This window comes from Streptacidiphilus cavernicola (assembly GCF_042510955.1).
GTDB classification, from domain to species: domain Bacteria; phylum Actinomycetota; class Actinomycetes; order Streptomycetales; family Streptomycetaceae; genus Streptacidiphilus; species Streptacidiphilus cavernicola.
Genome location: NZ_JBHFAB010000015.1, coordinates 39,061 through 63,700, shown reverse-complemented (window position 1 = coordinate 63,700; position 24,640 = coordinate 39,061). Strand labels below are relative to the sequence as shown.

General features: G+C 71.8%; 19 protein-coding genes. 6 read left to right on the top strand and 13 right to left on the bottom strand.

What is annotated here, in order from left to right:
* Positions 1–62: 62 nt before the first annotated feature.
* Positions 63–3,218 (top strand): discoidin domain-containing protein, encoded by a 3,156-nt coding sequence (locus ACEZDE_RS20555; protein WP_380537865.1) that lies wholly within the window; start codon positions 63–65, stop codon positions 3,216–3,218.
* Between the two features lie 98 nt (positions 3,219–3,316).
* Here the strand turns inward: ACEZDE_RS20555 and ACEZDE_RS20550 are convergent, their stop codons facing one another.
* The 4 genes from ACEZDE_RS20550 to ACEZDE_RS20535 form a co-directional block, all read right to left on the bottom strand.
* Positions 3,317–4,135 carry a hypothetical protein gene (locus tag ACEZDE_RS20550; protein WP_380537863.1) on the bottom strand — a complete coding sequence of 273 codons (819 nt, stop codon included), beginning with the start codon at positions 4,133–4,135 and terminating at the stop codon, positions 3,317–3,319.
* 143 nt (positions 4,136–4,278) lie between these two features.
* Entirely contained in the window at positions 4,279–4,644 is a 366-nt protein-coding gene (locus ACEZDE_RS20545) for a hypothetical protein (protein WP_380537861.1), read from the bottom strand.
* 4 nt (positions 4,645–4,648) lie between these two features.
* A complete protein-coding gene (locus ACEZDE_RS20540) occupies positions 4,649–4,783 on the bottom strand; it encodes a hypothetical protein (RefSeq protein ID WP_380537859.1) in 135 nt (44 codons plus the stop codon).
* A 191-nt stretch (positions 4,784–4,974) separates the two neighbouring features.
* Complete coding sequence (locus ACEZDE_RS20535) at positions 4,975–5,511, bottom strand: NUDIX hydrolase family protein (RefSeq protein WP_380537857.1); 537 nt, start codon at positions 5,509–5,511, stop codon at positions 4,975–4,977.
* Between the two features lie 144 nt (positions 5,512–5,655).
* Between ACEZDE_RS20535 and ACEZDE_RS20530 the strand changes: the two genes are divergently transcribed.
* Entirely contained in the window at positions 5,656–6,231 is a 576-nt protein-coding gene (locus ACEZDE_RS20530) for a TetR/AcrR family transcriptional regulator (protein ID WP_380537855.1), read from the top strand.
* A 69-nt stretch (positions 6,232–6,300) separates the two neighbouring features.
* Positions 6,301–7,488, top strand: a complete 1,188-nt coding sequence (locus tag ACEZDE_RS20525) for a GDSL-type esterase/lipase family protein (RefSeq protein ID WP_380537853.1) — start codon at positions 6,301–6,303, stop codon at positions 7,486–7,488.
* A gap of 52 nt (positions 7,489–7,540) precedes the next feature.
* Here ACEZDE_RS20525 and ACEZDE_RS20520 read toward each other — a convergent pair whose 3' ends face one another.
* Positions 7,541–9,763: a glutaminase family protein gene (locus tag ACEZDE_RS20520; RefSeq protein ID WP_380537851.1), complete on the bottom strand. Its 2,223-nt coding sequence runs from the start codon at positions 9,761–9,763 to the stop codon at positions 7,541–7,543.
* A 676-nt stretch (positions 9,764–10,439) separates the two neighbouring features.
* On the opposite strand from ACEZDE_RS20520, the gene ACEZDE_RS20515 reads away from it, so the two are divergent.
* Positions 10,440–11,993 (top strand): alpha-L-arabinofuranosidase B, encoded by a 1,554-nt coding sequence (locus ACEZDE_RS20515; RefSeq protein ID WP_380537849.1) that lies wholly within the window; start codon positions 10,440–10,442, stop codon positions 11,991–11,993.
* A 61-nt stretch (positions 11,994–12,054) separates the two neighbouring features.
* Here ACEZDE_RS20515 and ACEZDE_RS20510 read toward each other — a convergent pair whose 3' ends face one another.
* On the bottom strand, positions 12,055–14,925 hold the full coding sequence (locus ACEZDE_RS20510; protein ID WP_380537846.1) for a penicillin acylase family protein: 2,871 nt from the start codon (positions 14,923–14,925) through the stop codon (positions 12,055–12,057).
* Positions 14,926–14,990: 65 nt separating this feature from the next.
* Complete coding sequence (locus tag ACEZDE_RS20505) at positions 14,991–16,634, bottom strand: ABC-F family ATP-binding cassette domain-containing protein (protein WP_380538057.1); 1,644 nt, start codon at positions 16,632–16,634, stop codon at positions 14,991–14,993.
* 397 nt (positions 16,635–17,031) lie between these two features.
* Here ACEZDE_RS20505 and ACEZDE_RS20500 point away from each other — a divergent pair, with 397 nt between their 5' ends.
* Positions 17,032–17,340 (top strand): hypothetical protein, encoded by a 309-nt coding sequence (locus ACEZDE_RS20500; RefSeq protein WP_380537844.1) that lies wholly within the window; start codon positions 17,032–17,034, stop codon positions 17,338–17,340.
* 12 nt (positions 17,341–17,352) lie between these two features.
* On the opposite strand, the gene ACEZDE_RS20495 is transcribed toward ACEZDE_RS20500, so the two are convergent.
* The 6 genes from ACEZDE_RS20495 to ACEZDE_RS20470 all read right to left on the bottom strand — a co-directional run bounded on the left by ACEZDE_RS20495 (position 17,353) and on the right by ACEZDE_RS20470 (position 23,734).
* Positions 17,353–18,006: a TMEM175 family protein gene (locus tag ACEZDE_RS20495; RefSeq protein ID WP_380537842.1), complete on the bottom strand. Its 654-nt coding sequence runs from the start codon at positions 18,004–18,006 to the stop codon at positions 17,353–17,355.
* A 188-nt stretch (positions 18,007–18,194) separates the two neighbouring features.
* Positions 18,195–19,481: an MFS transporter gene (locus tag ACEZDE_RS20490; RefSeq protein WP_380537840.1), complete on the bottom strand. Its 1,287-nt coding sequence runs from the start codon at positions 19,479–19,481 to the stop codon at positions 18,195–18,197.
* 5 nt (positions 19,482–19,486) lie between these two features.
* Positions 19,487–20,092 carry a GNAT family N-acetyltransferase gene (locus ACEZDE_RS20485; protein ID WP_380537838.1) on the bottom strand — a complete coding sequence of 202 codons (606 nt, stop codon included), beginning with the start codon at positions 20,090–20,092 and terminating at the stop codon, positions 19,487–19,489.
* Positions 20,077–21,330 (bottom strand): type III PLP-dependent enzyme, encoded by a 1,254-nt coding sequence (locus ACEZDE_RS20480; protein ID WP_380537836.1) that lies wholly within the window; start codon positions 21,328–21,330, stop codon positions 20,077–20,079. The genes ACEZDE_RS20485 and ACEZDE_RS20480 overlap by 16 nt, the downstream gene beginning before the upstream one ends.
* Positions 21,327–22,688, bottom strand: a complete 1,362-nt coding sequence (locus ACEZDE_RS20475; protein WP_380537834.1) for a DUF6271 family protein — start codon at positions 22,686–22,688, stop codon at positions 21,327–21,329. The genes ACEZDE_RS20480 and ACEZDE_RS20475 overlap by 4 nt, the downstream gene beginning before the upstream one ends.
* Positions 22,670–23,734, bottom strand: coding sequence for a phytanoyl-CoA dioxygenase family protein (locus ACEZDE_RS20470; protein WP_380537832.1), 1,065 nt, complete (start codon positions 23,732–23,734; stop codon positions 22,670–22,672). The genes ACEZDE_RS20475 and ACEZDE_RS20470 overlap by 19 nt, the downstream gene beginning before the upstream one ends.
* Before the next feature lie 263 nt (positions 23,735–23,997).
* On the opposite strand from ACEZDE_RS20470, the gene ACEZDE_RS20465 reads away from it, so the two are divergent.
* Positions 23,998–24,639, top strand: coding sequence for a DUF4328 domain-containing protein (locus ACEZDE_RS20465; RefSeq protein ID WP_380537830.1), 642 nt, complete (start codon positions 23,998–24,000; stop codon positions 24,637–24,639).
* Position 24,640 lies beyond the last annotated feature (1 nt).

The following is a 24,640-nucleotide window of genomic DNA, read 5'->3' as shown; positions in this document are numbered from 1 at the left end:
TTTCAACGTGCTCTGTACGGTCGGGGCGCCGGGCCACCCCCACGGTTCTGAAGGAGCATCAGATGCGTTCGATCCCCCTCTCCTTACACGGCGCAGGACGCGGCACGGGACGCGCCCCGCGCCTGCTGGTGGCCCTGGCCACCGCTCTCGGCACGGTGTGGCTGTGCTTCACCCCGGCCGCCCACGCCGCCCCCCGCAGCGCAGCGACCGTCCCCGCGGTATCCGCCGCATCCGCCGCCGACTCAACGGTGGGCGCCACCACGCCCTTCACCAGCTACGAGGCCGAGGCCGGAACCCTGGGCGGCGGCGCCAGCACCGTCTCGCTGACCTCCGCGCCGACAACGCAGTACGCCAGCCCGGCACTTGAGGCATCCGGACACGCCTACGTCCAACTCACCGGAACCGGCCAGTCGGTGCAGTGGACCAACACCACCGGCCAGCCGATCAGCTTCGTCGACGTCCGCGCCAGCATCCCGGACTCGCCGTCCGGCGGCGGTGCCACCGCGACGCTCGACCTGTACGTCAACGGCGTCTTCCGGCAGGCCGTCAACCTCAACTCCCGCCAGAGCTGGATGTACGAGGGCAACAACAACTACAACGGCAACGACCAGAACCCGGCGGACGGCGACCCGCGGGTCTTCTTCGACGACGCACACACCTTCGTCACCGGCGCCCCGATCGCGGCCGGAAGCACCCTCTCCCTGGTCAAGGACTCCGCGAACACCGCGGCCTACTACAACATCGACGTCATCGACGTGGAGAACCCGCCGGCTCCGCTCGCCCAGCCCGCCAACTCGATCTCCATCACCAGCTGCGGCGCGGTCGCCGACAACGCCCCGACCAACGGGGACGCCGACAGCCAGGCCGTGGACAGCACCGGCGCGATCCAGAGCTGCATCAACCAGGCGCAGTCCCAGAACAAGATCCTCTGGATCCCGCAGGGCACCTTCTACCTGAAGGGCACCACCGGTCTTACCGCCCAGGGCATCACCATCGCGGGCGCGGGCATGTGGTACAGCACCGTCTACCGTGACGTGCCGCTGCCGAACAGCACCCCGCTGGCGGCGGTCTTCTCGGTCACCTCGACCACCGTGCAGAACTTCCACATCGACTCCAACGCCACCAGCCGGGCCACGGTCGACGGCGCCGGCGGCGCCATGGACACCACCGGTAGCAACTGGGTCGCCAACGGCATCTGGAGCCAGCACGTCGAGTCCGGTTTCTGGGCCTCCGGCTCCGGCGGGACCGTCGAGAACAGCCGGCTCACCTCGATCTGGGCCGACGGCATCAACCTCAACAACGTCTCGCTCAACGGGACCACCGGGAACAACCTGACCGCGAAGAACAACTTCGTGCGCGGCACCGGCGACGACGCCATGGCGATCAACTCGGTCGACTACAACACCAACGGCAGCACGACCACGTACTACACCCCGATGTCGAACGTCACCCTGACGAACAACACCCTGATCGCGCCGTGGGGCGGCAAGGGCATCGGCATCTACGGCGGCAGCGGCCACCAGGTCAGCGACAACTACATCAGCGACACCGCACGCTACATCGGCCTGGGCGCAGGCCGGTTCGGCGTCAACGGCAGCGACCTGACGTCCGCGACGGTGACCGGCAACGTCGTGGTCAGGTCCGGCGGCAACGCCTACAGCCAGGGCCAGCCGGCGATGCAGATCGGCAACGGCGGCGACGGCCAGAACACCGGCGTGGTCGACCACGTCACCGCGACCGGCAACACCATCGCCAACTCGCTCTACGACGCGGTCGGCTTCTCCACCTCCACCAACACGCTGCTGCAGAACAACACCATCACCTCCCCCGGCCGCAACGGCGTGGTGATCGCGCCGCCGTTCTACCCGGCGCCGACCGGGTCGGCGACCATCACCGGCAACACCGTCTCCGGCCTGCAGGGCGGCGGCACCGCGTTCATCAACAACTCCAGCGGCTTCACCGCCACGCAGAGCGGCAACAGCTGGCAGGGCACCAGCCCGGTCGAAGGCCCCTTCGGCGGGACGGCGGCCGCGGTTCCCGGCACCGTCCAGGCCGAGAACTACGACACCGGCGGCCAGGGCCTCGGCTACAACGTCAGCTCCGTCAACGGAAGCGGCAACGGCTACCGGGCCGACGGCGTCAACCTGGAGGCGACCTCGGACACCGGCGGCGGCTACGACCTCGGCTGGACGTCCGGCGGGCAGTGGTTCCGCTACACCGTCAACGTCGCCACGGCCGGGACGTACACGGTGAGCCTGCGGGTCGCCGCGCCCAGCGCGGTGAGCGGGGCGCTGCACCTCTCCAACGCCTCCGGCGCCAACCTGAGCGGCGCGGTCAACCTCCCGGCCACCGGCGACTGGCAGGCCTGGACCACGGCCACAGCCACCGTCACACTGCCCGCCGGGCAGCAGATCCTGACGGTCAATCAGGACACCGGCGGCTGGAACCTCAACAGCCTGTCCTTCGCCAAGAGCGGTGGCGGCACTCCGGTGGGGACGTTGTCGGTCGCTCCTGCTTCGTTGACGTTCGCCAGTCAGGCGTTGAACACCGCGAGTGCGGCGCAGTCGGTGACGGTGACCAACACCGGTACGGCTGCGGCGAGTGTCACCGGGGTGTCCACGACGGGTGACTTCTCGCAGACCAACACCTGCGGTTCCTCGATCGCGGTCAACGGCTCCTGCACGGTCAGTGTGAAGTTCACCCCGACCGCCTCCGGTGCCCGTACCGGGAGCCTGAGCATCGCGGGCAACGCCTCCAACAGCCCGGCCACGGTCGCGCTGAGCGGCACCGGGGCCGGCACGGTGAGCACCAACCTGGCGGCCGGCAAGGCCACCAGCGAGTCCAGCCACACCGACGTCTACCCGTCCTCCAACGTCACCGACGGCAACCAGAACAGCTACTGGCAAAGCGCCAACAACGCCTTCCCGCAGTGGGTCCAGGTCAACCTCGGCTCCGCCCAGAGCGCCAGCCGGGTCGTCCTGCAACTGCCCTCCGGCTGGGGCGCCCGCACCCAGACCCTCACCCTGAGCGGCAGCACCGACGGCACCACCTTCACCACCATCAAGGCCTCCGCCGCCTACACCTTCGACCCCGCCACCAACAACACCGTCACCCTCACCTTCCCCGCCACCACCGACCAGTACTACCGCGCCACCTTCACCGCCAACACCGGCTGGCCCGCCGGCCAACTCTCCGAATTCCAGGTCTGGAACACCTGACCCCACCCCGCAACACGGCGCCGCCGGACGGAACTCCGCCCGGCGGCACCGAGGGCCGCAGCCGTCGTCCCCGCCGCTACTGACGGGTAGTCAGGGGCTCAGAGGTTCACTCCGCGCAGGCGGTGGGCGGCGGCTTTCAGCAGGGCCAGGACGTCGATGCGCTTGCTGCCGATGGCCTTCTTGACCTTCTCCAGCTCCGGCTGCAGCGGGTCGTCGCCGAGCTTGCGGCCCTCCTCCAGGATGGCCACGCTGATCAGGGCTGCCGCGGCGAAGCCGCACACCCCGGCCTCGCCCGCGCGTACGGCGTGGTCGGAGGTCGGGAGGGTCACCACGGGCACCGCCGCCTCGGCGATCAGCATGAACCCGTTGCTGGCGAATCCGGTCAGCATGCCCAGGGACCATTCCTCGATCCGGCCGGCCGCGGTCGACTTGTCCCCCAGGCCGGTCTGCCGGACCGCGTCGGCGGCCTGGGGCGCGCCCACCGCCAACGGGTCGTGGACCGCGCCGCCGAAGGTGCCGTTGGTCAGGACGCTCTGGGCCTGAACCGGGTCCATGCCCCGGGTGATCACAATGCTGCCCAGCGCCTGGAGCTGCGCCAGGGTCTGCGGCTGCTTCGCCACCCGGGCGGCCAACCGCGTGGCGACGTCGCCGCCGATCCGCTCCCGGCACCAGACCCGCGCCGTCTCGGTCACCGGGACGGCGTCGACCGCCTGCTGGACGAGCCCGGCGTAGACGTCCAGGACGTCGACGACGTCGAACGCCGCGGCGTTGCTCGCAGCCAGCGTGACGATCGAGGTCAGCACACCGCGCTGGACCGAGCCCTCGGGCGGCGCGGTCGTGCCCATCGCCGCGACCACTGCCCCCACCGCCGCCATGAACCCGGCGCTGTCGTACTTCTTACCGCTGATCGTTAACACAGGCCCCCCTGTTTCCGGGTCGGGCGCGACGCCCACCCCGTCGATGCGATCCGATGCACGCAGTGTGCCGCGCATCGCCGACGGACGCGGAGATTCCGGACAATTGGGGAGCGTCGACGGCATCACCGCAGGCGCACGGGGGGTCAGCCCCGGCGCACGGGGCGGCGTCCGGCGGCGGAGGATGTGCAGATGCCCTCGGCGTGCGCCTCGATCTCGTCGGGGTAGGCCGCGAGCGAGCGGCGAAGCAGTTGCGCGGGGCCCGCGGCATGGCGGCAACCGCCGCGCTGGTCGGCCTGGGTCGCCCAGCGTACGACCAGGTCGAACGCCCCCGGCGCGGACAGGTCGCGGAACGCCGCGGCGACCGGGCCGAGGCAGTCAGGACAGGAGCGGGCCAGCTCGCTCAGCATCCGCGCGGTCTCCGTGACGCCGCAGCGACAGGTCGGCCGCGGGGCAGCCGCCGCCCGGCCCCGCGCCGGGGCGGTGTGGACCTCCGCCACCGTCGTCGACATCCGCCTACGCGGCTTTCTTCGTCCCGGCGGCGATACGGGCCCCGCCCGCGCGAGGCACCACGACAGTGCCGCTGCGCGGGGTGAGCCGGCGCAGCGGGGCCTCGCCGGGACGCGTGGTGGTCGCGTTGATGAGGATCATGTCGGACTCCCGTCGGTGCGTTCGCTTTCGAGACCACGGTGAGCGCCGCTGATGAGAGCGGCATGAGCGCGCCCTCGCAGATGTGCTGAGAAGACGGGCCCGAAAGTGAACGGATACGCAGGCAGGAGCGGACGGGGCAGGCAACCCGGGTCAGCTCAGGCGCAGGCCGGGCCGGGCCGGGCCAGCCCAGGTCAGGTCAGGCAGCCCGCGTGGGCGAGGGCCTGCTTGAGCAGGATTCCCTGGCCGCCCGGCATCTCCTGCTGGACCAGCGGCGACGCGGCCTCCTGCGGGCTGAACCAGACCAGGTCGAGCGCGTCCTGCCGGGGACGGCAGTCCCCGCTCACCGGGACGATGTAGGCGAGGGACACCGCGTGCTGGCGCGGGTCGTGGAACGGTGTGACCCCCAGCGTCGGGAAGTACTCGGCGACGGTGAACGGCTGCAGCGAGGCCGGGACCCGGGGCAGTGCCACCGGGCCCAGGTCCTTCTCCAGATGCCGCAGCAGCGCGTCGCGGACGCGTTCGTGGTGCAGCACCCGGCCGGAGACGAGGGTGCGGCTGACCGTCCCGTCCGATCCGATCCGCAGCAGGAGGCCGATGTGCGTCACCTCCCCGCTGTCGTCGACCCGTACCGGCACGGCTTCCACGTACAGGATCGGCATCCGTGCCCGCGCCAGCTCCAGTTCGTCGGAGGGGAGCCAGCCGGGCGTGGTTTCGGTCGTCTCAGGCATTCGCTGATCGTACGTTCCGCCGGGCCCGACCCGCTGACCAACCGACCGGCACGTCGGGAACTGCATCAGCGCGGTATTTGCCTAAAGCTATTAGGCAAATGTAGTGTCGATATAGGCAACCGGAAGGAAGAGGGGCAGCGGGGCATGGCACGCGCAGGACTCACCGCGGAACGTCTCACCCGGGCCGGGGCGGAGCTGGCCGACGAGGTCGGCTTCGACCAGGTGACCCTTTCGGCGCTGGCCAGGCAGTTCGACGTCAAGGTCGCAAGCCTCTACTCGCACCTGAGGAACTCCCAGGACCTCAAGACGAAGATCTCCCTGCTGGCCCTGGAGGAACTCGCCGACCTGGCTGCCGACGCCCTGGCCGGGCGGGCGGGCAAGGACGCCCTGACCGCCCTCGCCGACGTCTACCGCGACTACGCCCATGAGCACCCCGGCCGCTACGAGGCCACCCGGTTCCGGCTCGACCCGGAGACCGCGGCGGCCAGCGCGGGCGTCAGGCACGCGCAGATGACGCGGGCCATCCTGCGCGGCTACGACCTGGCGGAGCCGGACCAGACCCACGCGGTCCGGCTGCTGGGCAGCGTCTTCCACGGCTACGTCGCCCTGGAGATGGGCGGCGGGTTCAGCCACAGCGCCCCGGACAGCCAGGAGACCTGGTCACGGACCATGGACGCGCTCGACGCGCTGCTGCGGAACTGGCCCGCAGCCACCCCCTGAGAACACCCCTGAACGCCCCCGAACGCCCCTGACCCGGAGCAATCCGAACACCCCTACCGGCAGGCTGATATGACGAGCACTCAGAACACCTGGACCAGTGCGCCCATCACTCCCGAGCTGCTCCGCGGCGCGCTCGACCTGGAGCGCACCGAGCGCGGCCTCCTGCCGCACCGGCTGCCCGCTCGGGCCCGTGCCCAGTGCGCCGACCCGCAGTTGGCCATGGTCGAGGCCCAACCCTCCGGCGTGCGGCTGGTCTTCCGCACCCGGGCCACCGCCGTCGAGCTGGACACCCTCCCCACCAAGCGCGCCTACGTCGGCGCCCCGCCGCGCCCGGACGGGGTGTACGACCTGCTGATCGACCACCGCCTGACCGACCAGGCGGTGGTGACCGGGGGCGACACCCTGGTCATCGACCTGGCCACCGGCACCGCCGAGAACCGGCCGGGTCCGGTCGGCACGCTGAGCTTCACCGGCCTGCCCGAGCGCGCCAAGCAGGTCGAGATCTGGTTGCCGCACAACGAGACCACTCAGCTCGTCGCGCTGCGCAGCAACGCCCCGATCGAGCCGGTGCCGAACAGCGACCGCAGGGTGTGGCTGCACCACGGCAGTTCGATCAGCCAGGGCTCCGACGCGGCGAGCCCCACCGGCACCTGGCCCGCCCGCGCCGCCATCCTCGCGCCGGTCGAACTGGTCAACCTCGGCCTGGGCGGCAGCGCGCTGCTCGACCCCTTCACCGCCCGCGCGATGCGGGACACCCCGGCCGACCTGATCAGCGTCAAGATCGGCATCAACCTGGTCAACACCGACCTGATGCGCCTGCGCGCCTTCGGCCCCGCGGTGCACGGCTTCCTCGACACCGTCCGCGAAGGGCACCCGACCACGCCGCTGCTGGTGGTCTCCCCGCTGCACTGCGCCATCCACGAGGACACCCCCGGGCCCGCCGCGTTCGACACCGGTGCCCTGAGCACCGGACAGCTGCGGTTCCGGGCTACCGGCAACCCCGCCGAGCGCGCGGCGGGCAAGCTGACCCTCTCGGTCATCAGGGAGGAGCTGGCCCGGATCGTGCGCGAGCGCGCCGCGCACGATCCGAACCTGGGCTACCTGGACGGCCTCGACCTCTACGGCGAGGCGGACGCCGCCGAACTCCCGCTGCCCGACCAGCTCCACCCCGACGCCGCCACCCACCAGCGGATCGGCGACCGCTTCGCCGACCTCGTGTTCGGCGGCGACGGCTTCTTCGCCGTCGAGCGCGCCTGACGCAGGCTTCGACGGTGTCACCCGCGGCCGGTGGCGGCCGTCGCCGCCGCGGCTACTGGCGCAGGCTCAGCAGCGCGAAGATGCCGCCGACCACCGGTCGTGCCTGGAAGCCGCTCTGATGGTTCGTCACCGTGTCGTACCAGTCGGTGAGCGGCACCCGGGACGGCGTGGTGTGGGCGAAGTCGTAGAGCGAGTCCACCAGGTAGCCGCCGACCGGGTGGCCCTTGAGCCAGGCCGCCGTCCACATCTCCCAGTCGCCCTTGGTGTAGGAGTGCCGGAGGTCCAGCGGGATGCCGTACTGGTTGACCTGGCTGAGGTACCAGTCGCCCTCCGCCTGGGCGACCGCGCGCGGCACCAGCTTCAGGCCGAGCAGCGCGTCCGGGTAGCCGTTGTACTTCAGGCTCCAGGTGCCGGGCTGGTCGTAGGCGAGCTTGAGGTGGTCGGACGTGGTGTCCTGGGCCTTGTCGACCCACTGGCCGATGTAGCTCCTCGCGGTGGCCAGGTAGGACGCGGCGTCCGCGGTCCGGCCCGCGGCGGTGGCGACCTGGCTCATCGCACCGATGCCGATGATGCCCTTGAGCGCCAGGTTGGCGCTGTGCGCGATCCAGCCGGTGAAGTCGTCGGTCTGGTTCTGGTTGCCGGGGTCGAGCGCGTTCGCGGTGAGGTAGTCGGCCCACTGCTTGAGGATCGTGTAGTGGGTGGTGGCGAAGGCCCGTGCGTTCGCGCCGCTGGTGCGTCCCAGGTAGGCCGCGCTCATGATCAGCATGTTGGCGGACTCCTCGACCGGCATGTCCTCCTCGTTGCCGTCGTTGTGCCCGGCCGCGTTGGGGTAGCTGGAGCCGAGGTCGTGTTCGGCGAAGGTCTTCGGCCAGCCGCCGTGCTCGGCGTACTCCAGCATCGGCGCGAGCAGCAGGCCCAGGTACTCCGGGTCGGCGTAGGCGAAGACCGGCAGGGCCGGGTAGGTGACGTCGATGGTGGAGACGTTGCCGTCGCTGGAGATCTCCTTGAGGAAGGCCCACGGCTTGCCGTCCCGGCTGACCAGCTCGGTCCCGGCGAAGGCCTGGCGCAGCGCGAGCGCGCACAGCGCCGCGTACTTGGCGCCGCCGACGGCCGTGGCCTCCTGCTGGATCCTGCGGTCGAGCGCGGCGGTGCGGGTCTGCGCGGCGCGGGCCTCGCCGTGGAAGAAGCCGGCCATGGCCTGCCAGCTGGACCAGTAGGACCGCCACAGCGGCGGCAGCGGCGTGCCGAGGTAGCTCACCGCGGGCTCACGGACGTGCCCGACCGACAGCACCGCGGACTCGGTGGTCCGCCGCACGCTGCCGAGGTCGAAGTGGAACGCGAAGACCGGCCAGTTGTCGCTGATGGCGCGCGGCTGGTTCGCGTCGGCGGTGTCGCCGAGCTTGCCGTTTGCCAGGAAGGCCGGGCGGACGGCGGTGTCGGCGCCTATCTGCCAGCTCAGCCCGGACCGGTTGCCGGCGCTCCAGACGACCGTGCCCCAACTGGCCATGTCGCCGTTCTCGGCAAGCACGCCGGGGGCGGAGGGGCCGAAGGACAGCGCGGTGACCGCGGTCGAGCCGGGGCCGCTGATCTGCTCCTGGTTCCAGCCGATCTTGGTGCCGGAGTCGCCGTGCGCCCACTCGCCGGAGATGTCGAAGTACAGGCCGACGTCATGGGCGCGGCCGTCGGTGCTGCTGACGTCCGCGGTGAGGTAGGACAGCGGCACCGACTGGCGGCGCAGGTCGCCGGGCTCGACCGGGGAGAGGAAGGTCAGGGTCAGCTCGACGCCGCCGCCCTCGAAGACGTACTGCGAGCGGGTCGCGGTGAGGGTCAGCTTGCGCTGCGACATCCCGCGCAGCACATGGCCGGTGATGTTGGGCGCGCCGAGGAAGAGGAAGGGCACCCCGTCGATGGTGGCGATGCCGGTCATCGCGGTGGTGCGGCCGGTCCAGAAGGAGGGCCAGGTGCCGGCCAGGTTGTCGGCGGGCATCCAGGTGCTCAGGTACGGGGAACGGACAGCCAGCGGGACGGCGGGCGGGCGGATCGGGTCGAAGGAGCCGAACACGGCCGACGGGGTGTGGCCCGAGGCGGACGAACCGACCGCGGCGGAGCCGGGAGCGGCGGCCGAGGCGCTCTGCGCCATGCCGGGCAGCAGCGTCGCGCCCGCGGCGCCGAGGCCGGCCGCGCCGGACCAGCGGATGAGTCCGCGGCGGCTCAGCCCGCCGCCCTGAGCGAGCTGCTCGGCGTCCCCGGACTGCGGGGCGGGGTCGTGGGTCATGGTTCCTCCAGGAGCCGCTCTGGTCCGAACGGCGGTGGTGGTGAGGGTGGGTGGACCCGCAGCAGAGACAGCTGCGAACGGAGCAGGGCCCGCGCAGACGGGGCGTCAGGGCGACAGGGCGCCGGAACCGCGTAACAACGTTGGAATTCTGAGCAGGAGAATGGCAGCACCGAACCGCGCTGTCCACCCCTCCCGCCCGGAGCGGCATCGACGGCCGTTGGCCGCAGGCCCCGGGTGACGGTCTGTCATTTGACGCCTGTATGCGCTCACCTGGGAAGATTCCCGGGACCAGGCGGACGGCACAACTCCACGATCCAGCCGTCCGCTCCCCCGGGGCCTTGACAGCCCAGGCGGCGTGCACCAAGGTCGATTACATCGTTGGAATTACCCACGTCCACCGTCCGTCGCGAGTCAGCCGCCTCGCCCTGCCCCAGTCGCCACCTTCCCCGCCTGTCCTGTGTGCGCTAACACCAATGCCGGTCACAAGCCTTGACGCACCCTCAGGCCCCGACCATAGTGAGGCCATCGCGCTGCTCCTCAGCAGCCAATCCTTGCGATGTCCCACAAGCGCGCCCTCAGGACAAATTGTTAGCGCTAACAATTTGCCACCCCGCGGGTGACGACATGCCAGGACGCCACACCGGATCGATCCACCGACGAACGAAGGAGTTCGCACGTGAGCATCTCGGGATGGGCACGCCGCACCCGGCGCACCCTGCTGGCGGCGGGAGCGGCACTCTCGCTCGCCGCCGGCATCCTCGTCGGCACCGCCACCACCTCGACCGCGGCCACCCAGCAGCCCTGCGACATCTACGCCGCGGGAAACACCCCCTGCGTGGCCGCGCACAGCACCACCCGCGCCCTCTACGCCGCCTACAACGGCTCGCTCTACCAGGTCAGGCGGGCGTCGGACAACACCACCAAGGACATCGGCGTCCTCAGCGCGGGCGGATACGCCAACGCCGCCGCGCAGGACTCCTTCTGCGCCGGGACGACCTGCGTCATCACCGTCGTCTACGACCAGTCCGGCCGGGGCAACAACCTCACCCAGGCGCCCGCGGGCGGCGCGGCGGGCGGCCCGGACAACCTGGCGAGCGCCACCGCCGCACCGACCACGCTCAACGGCCATGAGGCGTACGGCGTCTACGTGGCCGCCGGGACCGGCTACCGCAACGACCACACCTCGGGCATCGCCACCGGGGACCAGGCCGAGGGCATGTACGCGGTGCTCGACGGCACGCACTACAACGGCGGCTGCTGCTTCGACTACGGCAACGCCGAGACCAGCAACAACGACACCGGCAACGGCCATATGGAGGCCATCTACTTCGGCAACATCAAGGTCTGGGGCTACGGTTCGGGCAACGGCCCCTGGGTGATGGCGGACCTGGAGAACGGGCTGTTCTCCGGCGCCAACCAGGGCCTCAACGCCAACGACCCGACCGTGAACGACCGCTACCTGACCGCCATGGTCAAGGGCGAGCCGAACCAGTGGGCGATCCGGGCCGGCAACGCCCAGTCGGGCGGGCTGTCCACCTTCTACAGCGGCGCGCGCCCCAATGTCTCGGGCTACAACCCGATGCACAAGGAGGGGGCGATCATCCTCGGCATCGGCGGCGACAACAGCAAGGGCTCCGCCGGGACCTTCTACGAGGGCGTGATGACCTCCGGCTACCCGTCCGACGCCACCGAGAACGCGGTGCAGGCCAACGTCAACGCCGCGGGCTACGCGTCCTCGTCCGGGGCCACCGGGCCGCTCGCCCCCGGCTCCCGGATCTCGCTCCGGGCAACCACCGCCTGCTGCACCTCGGACTACATCCGCCACGACGACGCGGACAGCCAGGTGGTGATCTCCGCGGTCGACTCGGCGAGCACCGCCGCGCTCAAGGGCGACGCCACCTGGATCGTGCGGGCGGGCCTGGCCGACAGTTCCTGCGTCTCGTTCGAGTCGGCCAACGACTCGGGCCAGTACCTGCGCCACTCCAACTTCCAGCTCTATCTGGCGGCCGGCGACGGCAGTTCGCTGTTCGCGCAGGACGCCACCTTCTGCCCGCAGTCGGGGCACAACGGCCAGGGCTACTCCTTCCAGTCCGACAACTACCCCGGCAAGTACCTGCGCCACTACGACTACATCGGCTACATCGCCTCCGACGGGGGCAGCAACGCCTGGGACAGCGCCACCTCCTGGAGCGACGACACCAGCTGGCTGGTCGCCGCGCCCTGGGCCTGACCGAACGACGAGGGGGACGTCCCGGTGTCGCCGGGACGTCCCCCGCTGCGGGTCGGGTCGGTCAGCGGTGGGCCGGGTACTGGACCACCTGCTGGTAGGTGGGGCGGTTCTGCCAGTTGGAGGCGGTGTCGGTGACGCCGCCCAGCGGGCGCTGGACGATGGAGTCGGCACACCACTGGTCGCCCGCCGCGCAGCCGGAGTCGCCCGGGTAGACGGTCGCGGCCGGTTCCGCGGCGGCCTGCTGAAGGCTCGTCAGCAGCACCTGCCGGCACTGGGCCAGGCTGCCGCCGCCGCAGAAGACCTGCGGCAGGCCGCCGGTGACCGGCTCGCCGAGTACCGCGCGGAGGTCCTTGTCGACATAGGACCACCAGCCGTACTGGAACGACGAACCCTTGTGCGGGATGGACTCGTTGGCGTCCACCGGACCGCTGCTCGGGCCGGTCTGGCCGCCCGAGGGCGACTCGTTGATCTGCAGCACCCCGGTCAGCGCGGTGAACAGGTCGGAGCCGAGGCCGGGTTGGAACTCGGCCTGGACCAGCAGCGGCCACCAGGCGTCGAACGCCTGGATCGCCGCCCCGTCGGCGTAGCTGTGGCTGCCCGCAGAGGTCTCCTTGCGGACGGCCCCGTGCCCGAGCCAGGTCTTCAGCTCGGCGACGGCGGCGGCCTGGGCCGGATCGGTGACCGGGGCGCTGTCGATCACCTGGAGCAGCTCCGGCAGCACGTCCTCGCCGCGCAGGTCGGTGACCGCGGCGCTCTCCATCGCCTGGGTCAGCGTCGCCCTGGTGATCTTGGTTCCGCTGTCGACCAGGGCCTTGACCCGGGCGTCCAGCAGGTTCGCCCGGTGCACCGAGCCGTCGCCGAAGCCGGCCGCGGCGTAGTCGTCGGCCTGCTTGTTGTTCCAGGAGACGTAGTAGTCCTGGTCGACGTCCTGCGGGTGCTGGGACGGCGGGGTGTAGTCGGCGGTGTTGGTCGCCGGGTCGTAGTGCTGCCAGGTGTACTGCGGCGCCGCCCAGGTGGGCAGGTCGGGGGCTACCGAGGCCGGACGGACCGGGTTGAGCCCGGAGTTGTAGTAAGCGGTGTGCGCGGAGTCCGCGTAGAACCAGTTGAAGGTGTAGCCGATGTGCTGCGTCGCCTGCTGGAAGGTCTGCGGCGAGTCCACCGCCGACGGGTCGTTGAGCATCTGGAAGCCGATGATGGAGTCCACCTCGTGCTGGTAGGTGGAGCGCAGCGAGGTGTACGCCACCGGCACGCCGCCGACCGTGGCGCGGTCGGTGACCAGGCCGTAGTCGGTCCGGTACATGATCAGCCGATAGGAGCCGGCCGCGGTGGAGTCGGCCAGGGTCGGACTCCAGGAGTCGTCCCGCTCCAGTGCCTGCATCGGGGTGCAGACGCCGTCGGCCAGGTAGGCTGAGGAGTCCTTGGTGGCGGGGGTGCCGTCGGTGTTGCACAGGGTCACCGCATAGGTGTCGGTGATGTCCTGTCCGGCCGAGGTCGCGCTCCAGGAGTAGTCCTGGCCGCGTCCCAGCTCGACGTAGAAGCTGAGGCCGGCGAAGGCCGCGCCCCTGGCGCTGATGCCGGGGCCCTGGATCTCCTCCAGCATCAGCAGCTGCGGGGCGAAGTAGCCGGTCTGCGGGCCGAAGACCGCGATCGGGTTTCCGCTGTCGGTGTACTTCCCGGACACCACGAGGGCGTTGGACATGCCGTGCTTGGCGGTGAGCAGGTTGCCGGGGAGCACCCCCTGGTCGAAGACCCCTTGCAGCGGCTTGAGCGCGGCCGGAGCCTTCACCGGCTTCAACGCGGCACCCGCCGAGCCGCTGACTGCCGAACCACTGGCCGCCGAGCCGGTCGGGTCGTAGACCAGCTGCTGCGGGGTCACCGAGCCCGGGTCCGGCATGGCCAGGCCCTGCGGATGCGCCGGGTCCCCCGCGTACGGGAAGCTCTGGCCGTCGTGCAGGGTCTGCACCGCCTCGGGGTCGTTCCGCTCCCGGAACGCCTCCCAGACCGCGTCCCCCCGGGTGGTCCCGTACTTGGCCTCGGCGGCCTCCTTGACCAGCGCCGACTGCACCTCGCCGCCGCCGCCCGAGCCGAACAGCGCGCCGATCACCGAGGCCAGCGCGACCAGGTCGGTGAGCTGGAACGGCTGGATCGAGCCCGCGTTGGTGATCGGGTTGACCTGCCCGGTCAGGTCGTACTCGCCGGGGAAGGTCCGGCTGTTGTAGGCCTGGGTGATGTACTGGTTGATCCCGTCCACATACGCCTGCGCGTCGGCCAGGGCCTGCTGTCCGCGCGCGCCCTGCGCCGCGACCGATTCGATCTGCTGCTGCAGCTCCGCCTCGGTGTAGGGGGCGGCCTGCCAGAAGCTCTGCTCCAGCTGCCGGTTGGCGGCGGCCCCGCCCGCGAAGCTGCTCAGCTCGCCGCGGCCGACGTGCCGGAACAGGTCCATCACCCACAGCCGGTCCTGCGCCGCCGCGTACCCGGCCCCGAACTCGGTGCCGTACCGGGTGGTCCCGGTGATGTGCGGGACGCCGGTGGCCTTGTCCCGGACGATGGTGACGTCCGGGCGGGGCCGGACGGTGCTCGCCACCTGCCCCGCCGGCACGCCGAAGGAGGCGTCGTCGAAGAAGCTGCCCAGGGTGGCGTCGGTCAGCCCGGTGTACCCGTCCACCAGGGACGAGTACGGCCCGAGCTGGTCGTCGGTGTGGGCCGGGCGGGTGCCGAGCAGCCGGTTGGCGAGGATGTCGGCCAGCGTCGCGTTGCCGTTCTCGCCGGGCGGCAGGATGTCGTCGCACTGTCCCTGGCAGTAGTCGTTCGACTGGTAGCTGCGGGTGGCGCTCGCCCCGGCGCTGGCGCTGGTGGGCAGGGCCAGCGCCGCCACGGTGGCGAGCACCGCTCCCAGCGCGGCGGCGCGCAGGCGGATCCCGAAGGGTCCCATCGGCGTTCCTTCCTGACGGATTGTCTCACTGACGCTACGTCAGTTACCCACCAGTTTGGCAAGGCTCATGACAAGATTCCCGGCCGGGTCAGGCCGCCGGTCCGGTCCAGCTGCAGCCAGCGGGTCGGCTCGACCGTGCGCAGAAAGGGCAGGTCATGGCTGGCGACGACCAGCGCGCCCTGGTACGAGGCCAGCGCGGTGGAGAGCTGCCGCACGCTGGCCAGGTCCAGGTTGTTGGTCGGCTCGTCCAGCAGCAGCAGTTGCGGGGCGGGCTGCGCCAGCATCAGCGCGGCCAGGGCCGCCCTGAACCGCTCGCCCCCGGAGAGGCCGGCCACCGGCTGGTCCGCCCGCGCGCCCCGGAACAGGAAGCGGGCGAGCCGGGCCCTGATCTCGTTGTCGGTGGCGGACGGCGCGAAGCGGGCGACGTTGCCCACCACGCTGAGCCCCTCGTCCAGCAGGTCGAGCCGCTGCGGCAGGTGGCGGACCGGCACGGCTCGCTCCACCTCCCCTGCGAGCGGCGCGAGTTCGCCGACCAGGGTGCGCAGCAGCGTGGTCTTGCCCGAGCCGTTCGCCCCCAGCAGCGCGATCCGCTCCGGGCCGCGCAGGTCCAGGTCGATCGGCGCGGCGTCCGGCGCGTAGCGGGTGCGCAGTCCGCGCAGGGTGAGCACGGTCCGGCCGGGCGGGACCGCGGTGGCGGCCAGGTCGACCCGGATCTCCGGGTCGGCCCGCACCGCCGCCTCGGCCTCGCTCAGCCGCTCGCGGGCCTCGGCCACCTTCTCCTGCTGCTGGATGCGCAGCTTCCCGGAGGAGACCTGGGCCTGCCGCTTGCGCTCGTTCATGACGATCCGCGGCTCGCGCTTGTTCTCGGTCTGCTTCTGCCCGTAGCGCTTGCGTCGGGCCAGCAGGGTGTGAGTCTCCGTCAATTCGCGCTGCTGTCGCCGCATGTCGGCCTCGGCTGCGCGGACCGTGCGTTCGGCCGCCTGCTGCTCGACCGCGAGCGCCTCCTGGTAGGCGCTGAAGTTGCCGCCGTACCAGTGGACTTCGCCGTCGCGCAGATCGGCGACGCGATCGACCCGTTCCAGCAGGTCGCGGTCGTGGCTGACCACGACCAGCACCCCGCGCCAGGACTCGACCACCTCGTACAGGCGGCGGCGCGCGTCCAGGTCCAGGTTGTTGCTGGGCTCGTCGAGCAGCAGCACGTCGGGCCGCCGCAGCAGTTGCCCGGCCAGGCCCAGCAGTACGGCTTCGCCGCCGGACAGCTCGCCGACGGTGCGGTCCAGCCGGACCGCGTCCAGGCCGAGCCGGTCCAGGGCGGCCCTGGCCCGCTCCTCGACGTCCCAGTCGTCGCCGACGGCGGCGAAGTTCTGCTCGGTGGTCTCGCCGCGCTCGATGGCCAGCAGCGCGGCCCGGGTCCCGGCGATGCCCAGCGCCTCGGGGACCGGCAGGGCCGCGTCCAGCACCAGGTTCTGCGGCAGGTAACCGAGGACGCCGGTGACGTTGACGCTGCCGGCGTCCGGGCGCAGCTCGGCGGCCAGCAGCCGCAGCAGGGTGGACTTGCCCGCGCCGTTCGGGCCGACCAGCGCGGTGCGGCCGGGGCCGAGGGTCAGGTTCAGGCCGTCGAACAGGGTGCGGCCGTCCGGCCAGGTGAAGCCGAGGCCCGCGCAGACGAGCGAGGCGGGGACGGCGGGTGAGGCGGGGGTGGATTGCATCATGGGGTGGCTCCCGGGTTGTCGGATTCTCCGGCGGCAACGCGGTGGGAGACACCGACAGCCCGGCAGGGGGCACCCATGGACAGACCCTGCGGAAGAAGCCGCCCGGTGAGAAGAACAGGAGGGCTGCGAACAGGGGGACGACGGTCCAGGGCATGGTTGATCGCCGAGGTCGGGTGGGGCACACGTGCGCAGTGGCTACGGTGTCTCCGAGCTCAGACGAACAACGGCCTTCTCCTGTCGGGCGGCATCAGGTACGCCGCAAGCCTAGGCACCGGCTCGGCGTCCGGCAACGGAATTACTCGGCGACCGGCCGGAACGGACCGGGGCGGGCCGAGCAGGCTTCAGCTTGCGCATATGCCTGACGCATACCCTGCCAGGGGCGTAACGTGCCGCCATGGATCAGCCGCAGCGCAGCTGGGCCGAGGTCCTTGCCGACGAGCAGGAGCGCCTCGACCGCGCTGTCGCTCGGGCTCAGTCCGGGCACGGTACGCCGCAGGCACGGATCAGGATCGACCCCGACACCCGGACCGACGACGGCCTGGTCGCGGTCCGGGCGAGCCTGGCCGGGCGACCGGTGCAGGTCCGCGAGTACGTCACCGTCTACGAGCCCGGCCGTCGGCTGGAAGCGCCCGCGGTGGTGGAGCGGGTCGACGGGGAATGGCTGCACCTGCGTGTCGAGTGGCAGTCACGGGTCCGGCACTGACGAACGGTCGGCCTACTCCGCCCCGCCGCGGGCGTCCCGGGATTCACGGAGCGCCCGGGTTCCCTTGATCAGCCACGGCGTGGCGATCCACAGCAGCCAGCCGTACTTCGTGGCGAAGAAGACCGGGATGGACGCCCCGAACCCGATCATCACGCCGAAGCACTGCTGCCTGGTGTCGGGGACCAGCGTCGGCGAGGCGTCCGGGCCCTGGAGCGACTGCTCGTCCATGTGGAACACCATGGCCAGCATCAGCGTGGCGGCCAGGGTCTGCAGCAGCGCGTAGAAGCTCCAGCGCAGCGCGTTCGCGGTGAGCGAGTCGTGCCCCTCGGTGGTGAGCAGCTTGGTGGCGAACGGGTTGAGGACGATCATCAGCAGCCACAGCATGTTGAGGCTGCGCAGCCGCGAGTCCACCCGCCGGAGCCGGTCGAAGACCCGGTGGTGCTGCTGCCAGGCTGCCGCGATCACCACGAAGCTGATCAGGAAGGCCAGGTAGTGGCCCTGGTTGTGGCGTGCCGAGGCCCAGAGCTCGGCAGCTGTGTCCCCCGAGGGCACCGGGAGTTCCAGTGCCAGCAGGGTCATCGCGATGGCCACGACGGCGTCGGAGAAGGCGATCAGCCGATCGGCCGCGCGTGGGTCTTCCGGTCGGTCGTCCGCCACTGATTCCATCGCCCGTCTTTCGCTCGGTGCCGTGGCGTCAGCAAGCGCTGTCCCCACCTGGTCCGCTCCCCCGGAGGATACAGACCCGGCACGGCCGTGCGATCACCCCGCCGGTTCGGCCGGGCAGGCACGGGCGCGGGGACGCGCCGTACCTGCCCGGCCGGGTGGCGGACCGTCAGCAGACGCTCCCGCCGCCGCTACACGGCCTCCGCCTCGACCTGGGTCGACCGGGTGTCGGCGCTCTGGCCCTCGCTCCGGCCCTCGCCCTGGCCCTCGCTCCGCTCCTGGGCCGGCTCCGGCGCGGGGGCCCAGCGGATCCGGGTCGCGCACAGCGCCACGACCAGCGCGCAGCCGGCCACCGCGGCCATCCCCCAGGCCAGCCCGTCGGCGTTGGCGATGAAGCCGATCACCGGCGGCCCGCCCAGCAGCCCGACCGTCCCCATCGCGGCCACCAGCGCCAGCGCGTCCGACCCCTGCGCCGCCGCGGCCACATAGACGCACGGGGTCACCGCCGCGACGCCCAGGCCCACGCAGGCGAACCCGATCAGCGCCGGGACCACGCCGCCGCTCAGCAGCGCCAGCGCCAGCCCGACCCCGGCCAGCACGCTGCCGGTCCGCACGATCCGCCCGTCCCCCCAGCGGGCCCGCCAACCGTCGGTGAGCAGCCGGGCCAGCACCATCGTCACCGAGACGACCGCGATGCCCATCGGCGCCAGCTCGGCCGAGGCCTTGGCCACGTCCTTGAGGTAGAGCGAGGACCAGTCGTTCATCGCCCCCTCGGTGACCGTGCCGAACGCCATCGCCACGCCCATCCACAGGGTGATCCGGGCCGGCAGGGTGAACCGGGACCGCGGCTTCGGCGCGGCGGCCTCGGCTGCGGCCCCGGTGTCCGCCTCCGCGTCCGCCTCGGCGGGCTTGTCCTGGGTCAGCAGCCCCGGACGGGCGAAGCCGACCGCCGCCAGCAGCAGCCCGGTGGCGACCGCGAAGTGCACCAGTACCGACGAGGTCAGCAGGTTCATTCCGGACGCGAGCAGCGCGGCCACCAGCGACCCGCCGCTGAAGGTGGCGTGCAGGGTGGCCATGGTGTTCCGCTTGAACCGCACCTCCAGCGCCGCGCCCTGCGCGTTCATCGCCACGTTCAGCGCGCCCACCAGCACCCCGTCCGCGCACATCACCGCCAGCGCGGTCGGGTAGTTCGGCAGCTCCGCCATGGCGAGCAGCAGCAGCGCCAGGCAGAGCCCCGACAGCAGCGACAGCCGACGCGAGCCGAGCCGTCGCATCAGCATCGCCACCAGCGGGAACGACCCGGCCGCACCCACGCCGGTGGCCATCAGCAGCAGGCCCACCTGAGCCGCGCTCAGACCCAGGTGCGCCTTGATCGCGGGTATCCGCGACGCCCAGGTGGCGTACTGGAAGCCGAGCGTGCAGAACAGCGCCACCACCGCCAGCCGGCTTCTCCGGAACTCGTCCTGGACAGCGAACATGGGCGTCAGTCTCCTTCGGGGCAGTGCTGCGAGGGTGTGCCGCCCGGCGCGTCGCCGAGCGGTTGGGACGTGCCGAGCGGTTTGGACATGTAGACGGCGCCGGGTCCGTAGTGCAGTGGCGCGGCGACCCCGGGCTGCGGCGCGAAGCCGTGCCGCGACCAGAAGCCGTCGCTGCCCGCCACCGCGACCAGGGAGAGGTGCCGGCGCCGCTGGGTCCGCGCCACCGCTTCGAGGTGGCCCAGCAGCCGTCCGGCCAGCCCGCGCCGCCGCAGCTCCCGGGCCACGACCAGGTCGTGCAGGTGCAGGTTGTCCACGGCGAACGCGGTCTGCTCCGGCTCGCCGAGACCGGGGTAGCGGAACCTCGGATAGGGCAGCGCCAGCAGATAGCCCGCGACGGCCGGGCGCTGGGCCGGTCCGGCCAGCACGAAGCAGGTGCCCGGCGAGGCCTCCGCCCGCGACTCCAGCGCGTCCCGCTGCTCCGACAGCCCCAGCGCCGCGTACGCCTGCGACTCCAGCTCGGCGATGGACTCCCAGTCGTCCGACCCGATCTGACGGATACTCAACCCGGTGCCCGACTCGCTGCCCGACTCAACGCTCAGTTCAGCGCGCACACCGCCGCCTCCCTGCGCACGCAACTGGACCCGAGCGGCGGGAAGCCGTTGAAGCCCCGGGTCAGGTAGCTGGTGGCGTAGGCGCCCGCGGAGAGCACCCAGACCGGGTCGCCCGAGGCCAGCGCCCGGGGCACCGGGACCAGGCCGTGGCCGCGCCCGTACGCGTCGTCGCCGTCGCAGGTGGGTCCGGCGACCACGGCCTGCACCCGGGGCGCGTCCGGGCGGTGGGTGGGGAACACCAACCGGTACTGCAACTCGTCCATCTCGTAGAGGCCGTTGAACTTCCCGCAGCTCAGGTAGAGCCAGTTCTCCCTTTCTCCGCCCGGTTGCTGACGTGTGGTCAGCCGGGCCACATGGGCCCGGATCGCGCCGTGGTCGGCGACCAGGTGGCGGCCCGGCTCCATCACGAAGCGCAGCGGCCGGGCCGACACCCGTCCGAGCCGGGCCGTGCCCTCGCGGATCACCGCCAGGATCCGGTCCAGCGGCGGGTGCAGCGGCCGGCCGTGCCGGTCCAGGTAGCCGAGCGCGGGCAGGCCGCCGCCGAGGTTGACGTGGTCCGGGTGGATGCCGCGCCGGTTCAGCGCGGCGAGCGTGCCGGCCAGGGTGTCGAACGCCTCCTGCCAGGCCCCGGCGGTCATCTGCTGGGAGCCGACGTGCACCGACAGTCCGGCCGGGACCAGACCGGAGGCCCTGGCCGCCGCCAGCACGCCGGGGGCGTCCCGGGACGAGCAGCCGTACTTCCGGCTCAGGCCCCACAGCGCCCCTCGGCCGCTGGTGGCCAGCCGGCAGAACACCCGTGCGCCGGGGGCGTGCTGGGCGATCGCGGCGGTGTCCGCCACGCTGTCGGTGGCGAAGTCGCGCACGCCCAGCAGGTGGGCCGAGGCGATGTTGCGGTCGGACTTGACGGTGTTGCCGTAGTGGACCGAGCCGACCGGGGCCCCGGCCCGCAGCGCCTGGGCGATCTCCTGCGGGGACGCCGCGTCGAACCCGGCGCCCCGCTCGGCGAGCCGGGTCAGCACCCCGTCCACCGGGCAGGCCTTCACCGCGAACCGGACGTCGACCTGCGGCAGTTCGCGCCGCAGGGCGGTGTAGCGCTCCTCGATGCCGTCCAGGTCGTAGAAGATCCGGTCCTCGGCGGCGGCGGACAGTGCGTCAGACAGGTTGCGGGACAAGGCGGGCGGGGTGGGTGGCGTGGCTTCGGGCAGTGCGGCGCGCGGCGGCGCGCTCTCGTGCGTCATGTGCTGCTGCGCTCCAACTGTCGTCGCGGTCCCGGGGTGGTGGCGGTGGCGGCCGTGGTGGCGGCGGTCCCGGCGGTGGCCGCGGCCCGCATCAGCGCGCCCCAGGCGTCGGTCAGCAGCGCGAAGTCCTCGATGTCGCGCTGGGCCTCGGCCAGCAGCCGGGGCCCCGCCGCCGCCAGCTGGTCGGCGAAGGCGGCGTAGCGCCCGCCGAGACTGCGGTAGCAGTGGTCCAAGCGGCGCAGCCGCCACTCGTTCTCGGCCCGGTCCAGTGCGGCGCTCTCCCGCAGGAACCCGGCGATCGCCTCGGGCCGTACCCGGTCCCCGGCGTCGAGCAGCGCCGGGCCCGCCTCCGCCATCCGGGCGTAGACGGCGTTGAAGTAGAGCATCGACAGGAAGAACTTCACCAGCCGCAGCTGGTAGGCCGCGAAGCCGGCGTCGGTACGGCGTTCCGCGGTGTAGTAGTTGACGATGTGCCGGTTGTGCAGCACCCCGGGCAGCACGGCGTCGTGGACCAGGTGGATCAGGAAGTAGTCACTGCCGATGGTCTCGGTCGCCGGGGGCAGCGGCACCAGCTCCTGGACCTGGTGGAAGCTGATGTTGCACATGTCCACCCGCATCGGGTCCACCACGGTCAGCAGCGCGTGGTCGCGCCGGAACGGCTCGGTGCCCGCGCCCCGGAAGGACTCCGCGACCAGCTCCCGCTTCTGCTCCGCCGACCAGTCCACCGGCGCCCACAGGCTGACCAGGTCCTGGTAGACCTCCGGGTCGAGCTGCTGCACCTCGCCGATGTCCACCGACAGCTCGCCGACGAAGGAGGCGGCCACCATCGCCACCGGCCGGTGCGCCAGCGCCGGGTCCAACGCGGTCTCGGTGACCTGTCCGGACGCCTCCCCGGCCGGCCGGCCGAGCGAGGCCAGCTCGTGCCGGACCGGGTAGACCGGTACGCCGTCCAGCAGTTGGTAGCGGCTGTCGGAGTCGCGGCGGTGCACGGATTCGCAGCCCAGCGCCTTGGCGATGAGGAAGGCCCGGTTGGTGCAGGCCCCATAGGAGGCCCGGTCCGGCAGCATCAGGTCGAGCAGCCGGTCCGGCTCGGCGGGCCCGGCCTGCTCGACCACCTCGCGCAGGAACTCCCGCTGCGCCGCCTCGTCGAGGTGGTGCAGCAGCACGTTCGGCACCGGCGGCAGCGCGCGCAGGGCGGCGGCGTGCGCCTCCCTGGTCGGCCGGTCGGCGGAGTCCAGCACCAGCAGGTGCACCTCGACCTCGAAGTTCCGTGCCGCGTAGGCGGCTTCGCCGTGGACGGCGGCGATGGTGGCGGCGCAGGCACGGTCGGTGGGCAGGGTCAGACAGACACGGCGCATGCGCGGTCCCCGTTCGTCCGCACCGGCTCCTGGTCGGCCCAGGAGTCGAGGCCCAGCAGCTTGCGGCCGAGTGCGTTCAGCTCGGCCGGTCCGTACCGCAGCGACTCGTGCTTGTCCATGTCGCCGACCAGGGTGCCGTTCCAGTCCGGGGTGCTGAGGTGGCGCCAGGAGTCGATCCGGGACTGCCGCAGCTCCTGGTGCGACTCCAGCGCGGGCATCATCGACAGGTACTGCACCGCCCGAACCCCGCTCGCCGAGGTGTTGCGGGCCACCCCGTGCGCCAGCATTCCGTTCCAGATCAGCAGGTCACCGGCCCGCAGCCGGGGGCGCACCACCGGCATCAGCTCGCGGTCGACCTGGGGCCGGATCGGGTCGCGGTCCTCCGGCTGCGTCGTCTTCCAGCGGTCGAACTGCCGGAACAGCTCCGGGTCGCACTGGAACCCGCCCTCTTCGGGGCCGGTGTCGTTCAGCGCGATCAGCCCCTGCACCCGCTGCGGCAGCACGCCGAGGGTGCTGTCCACGTCCCAGTGCAGCTCGATGTCGAAGCCGCGCTCGGTGGGCGCGATCAGGGCGCGGTCGCGGTTGCGGACGTTGGGCGGGTTGAGGTTGAGCCGGTCCAGGGTGACCCACAGCTCGGCGCAGTCCCAGACGTCCGCGAAGGCGTCGTAGACCCGCTGGGACTGCCGGCTGTCCCAGATCAGCTGGTGCTGGTAGGCCTCGACGAACCCGTAGACGTGCAGCTCGCGGTCGAGGTCGGTGCGGAACGGGCGGTCCTGGTACCAGGTGTCGGGACGGGCGGGGTCGAGCCCCTGGAAGTCCCAGGCGAAGTCCAGCAGCCGGGCGGCTGCGGCGGCGGGGACGGCCTGCCGGACGACCACGTAGCCGTAGGTCTGCCAGAAGGCGAAGTCCTCCTCGGACAGGACGCGCAGCGGGCGCGACTTGCGCAGGTCCCGCAGCGGGGTCAGGGCCAGGTACTTCTCTCCGTCGGAGCTGAAGTACGGGAGGTCGGAGGAGGCTCGGAACAGGTAGGGATCAGTCGTCGGCATGTGTCGCTCCAAGATTCGAAACTGACTGAGGCCAGGCGGAATCGGCATGGGTGCGAAGCGCCGGGCAGCCCACGACGGGCTGACGCTGCGGCGGGTCATGCAGGGAGGGTCAGGAGTTCTTCAGTACCGTCGCGTCCTTCACTCCGGTAACTCCTGCCACTCCAAATTGGACTAGACCAAGTGGCCATGTCAACAGCTGATTCCAGCCAGACGCCCAGGCCAGTGTCTTGATCCCTCGACCGGCTGCGCTACAGTCCCGGCTCATGACCCAGCCGCCGCCGCACCGACCGGCCTTCCGCGACCCCAACCGCCAGGGCCGGGCCGCCCAGATCCTGATCGGGCTGTACGCCCTGCTGGACGCGGTCCACGCCGCCGTCACCCTGGCCGAGGGCCCCGGGCACGGCATGCTCCTGCTGGCCAATCTGAACCTGCCCGTGCTCATCGCGCTCGGGGCGGGCGTGGTGACGTTCCTGGTGTGGTTCCAGACCTCGCGGTGCAACGCGGAGACGCTGCGCCCCGGCACGTCGGCCTATACGACGGACGCCGCCGTGTGGTCCTGGTTCGCCCCGCCGCTGCTGCTCTGGCGTCCGCGCCGGATCGCGCTGGACGTGGCCCGCGCGTTCCGCGCCGACGGCGCGTCGGACCGGACGGTCCTGCTGGTCAACCTGTGGTGGGCGGCCTGGCTGGCACGTCTGGCCAGCTGGTTCGGCGTCACCGCGGAATCGCGGTACGCGACGGTGCCGGTGGTGCTGACCGAGTCGCTCGACCTGGTCGCCGCGGTGCTCGTGATCCTGGTGGTCCAGCGGCTGACCGACGCTCAGAACGCCCTGCTCCGGCCACCAGTGCCCCCGGTGTCCTCGGCGCCCGCGGCATCGGAGAGCGCCGGGCTGGCCGCGGAGGCGTGAC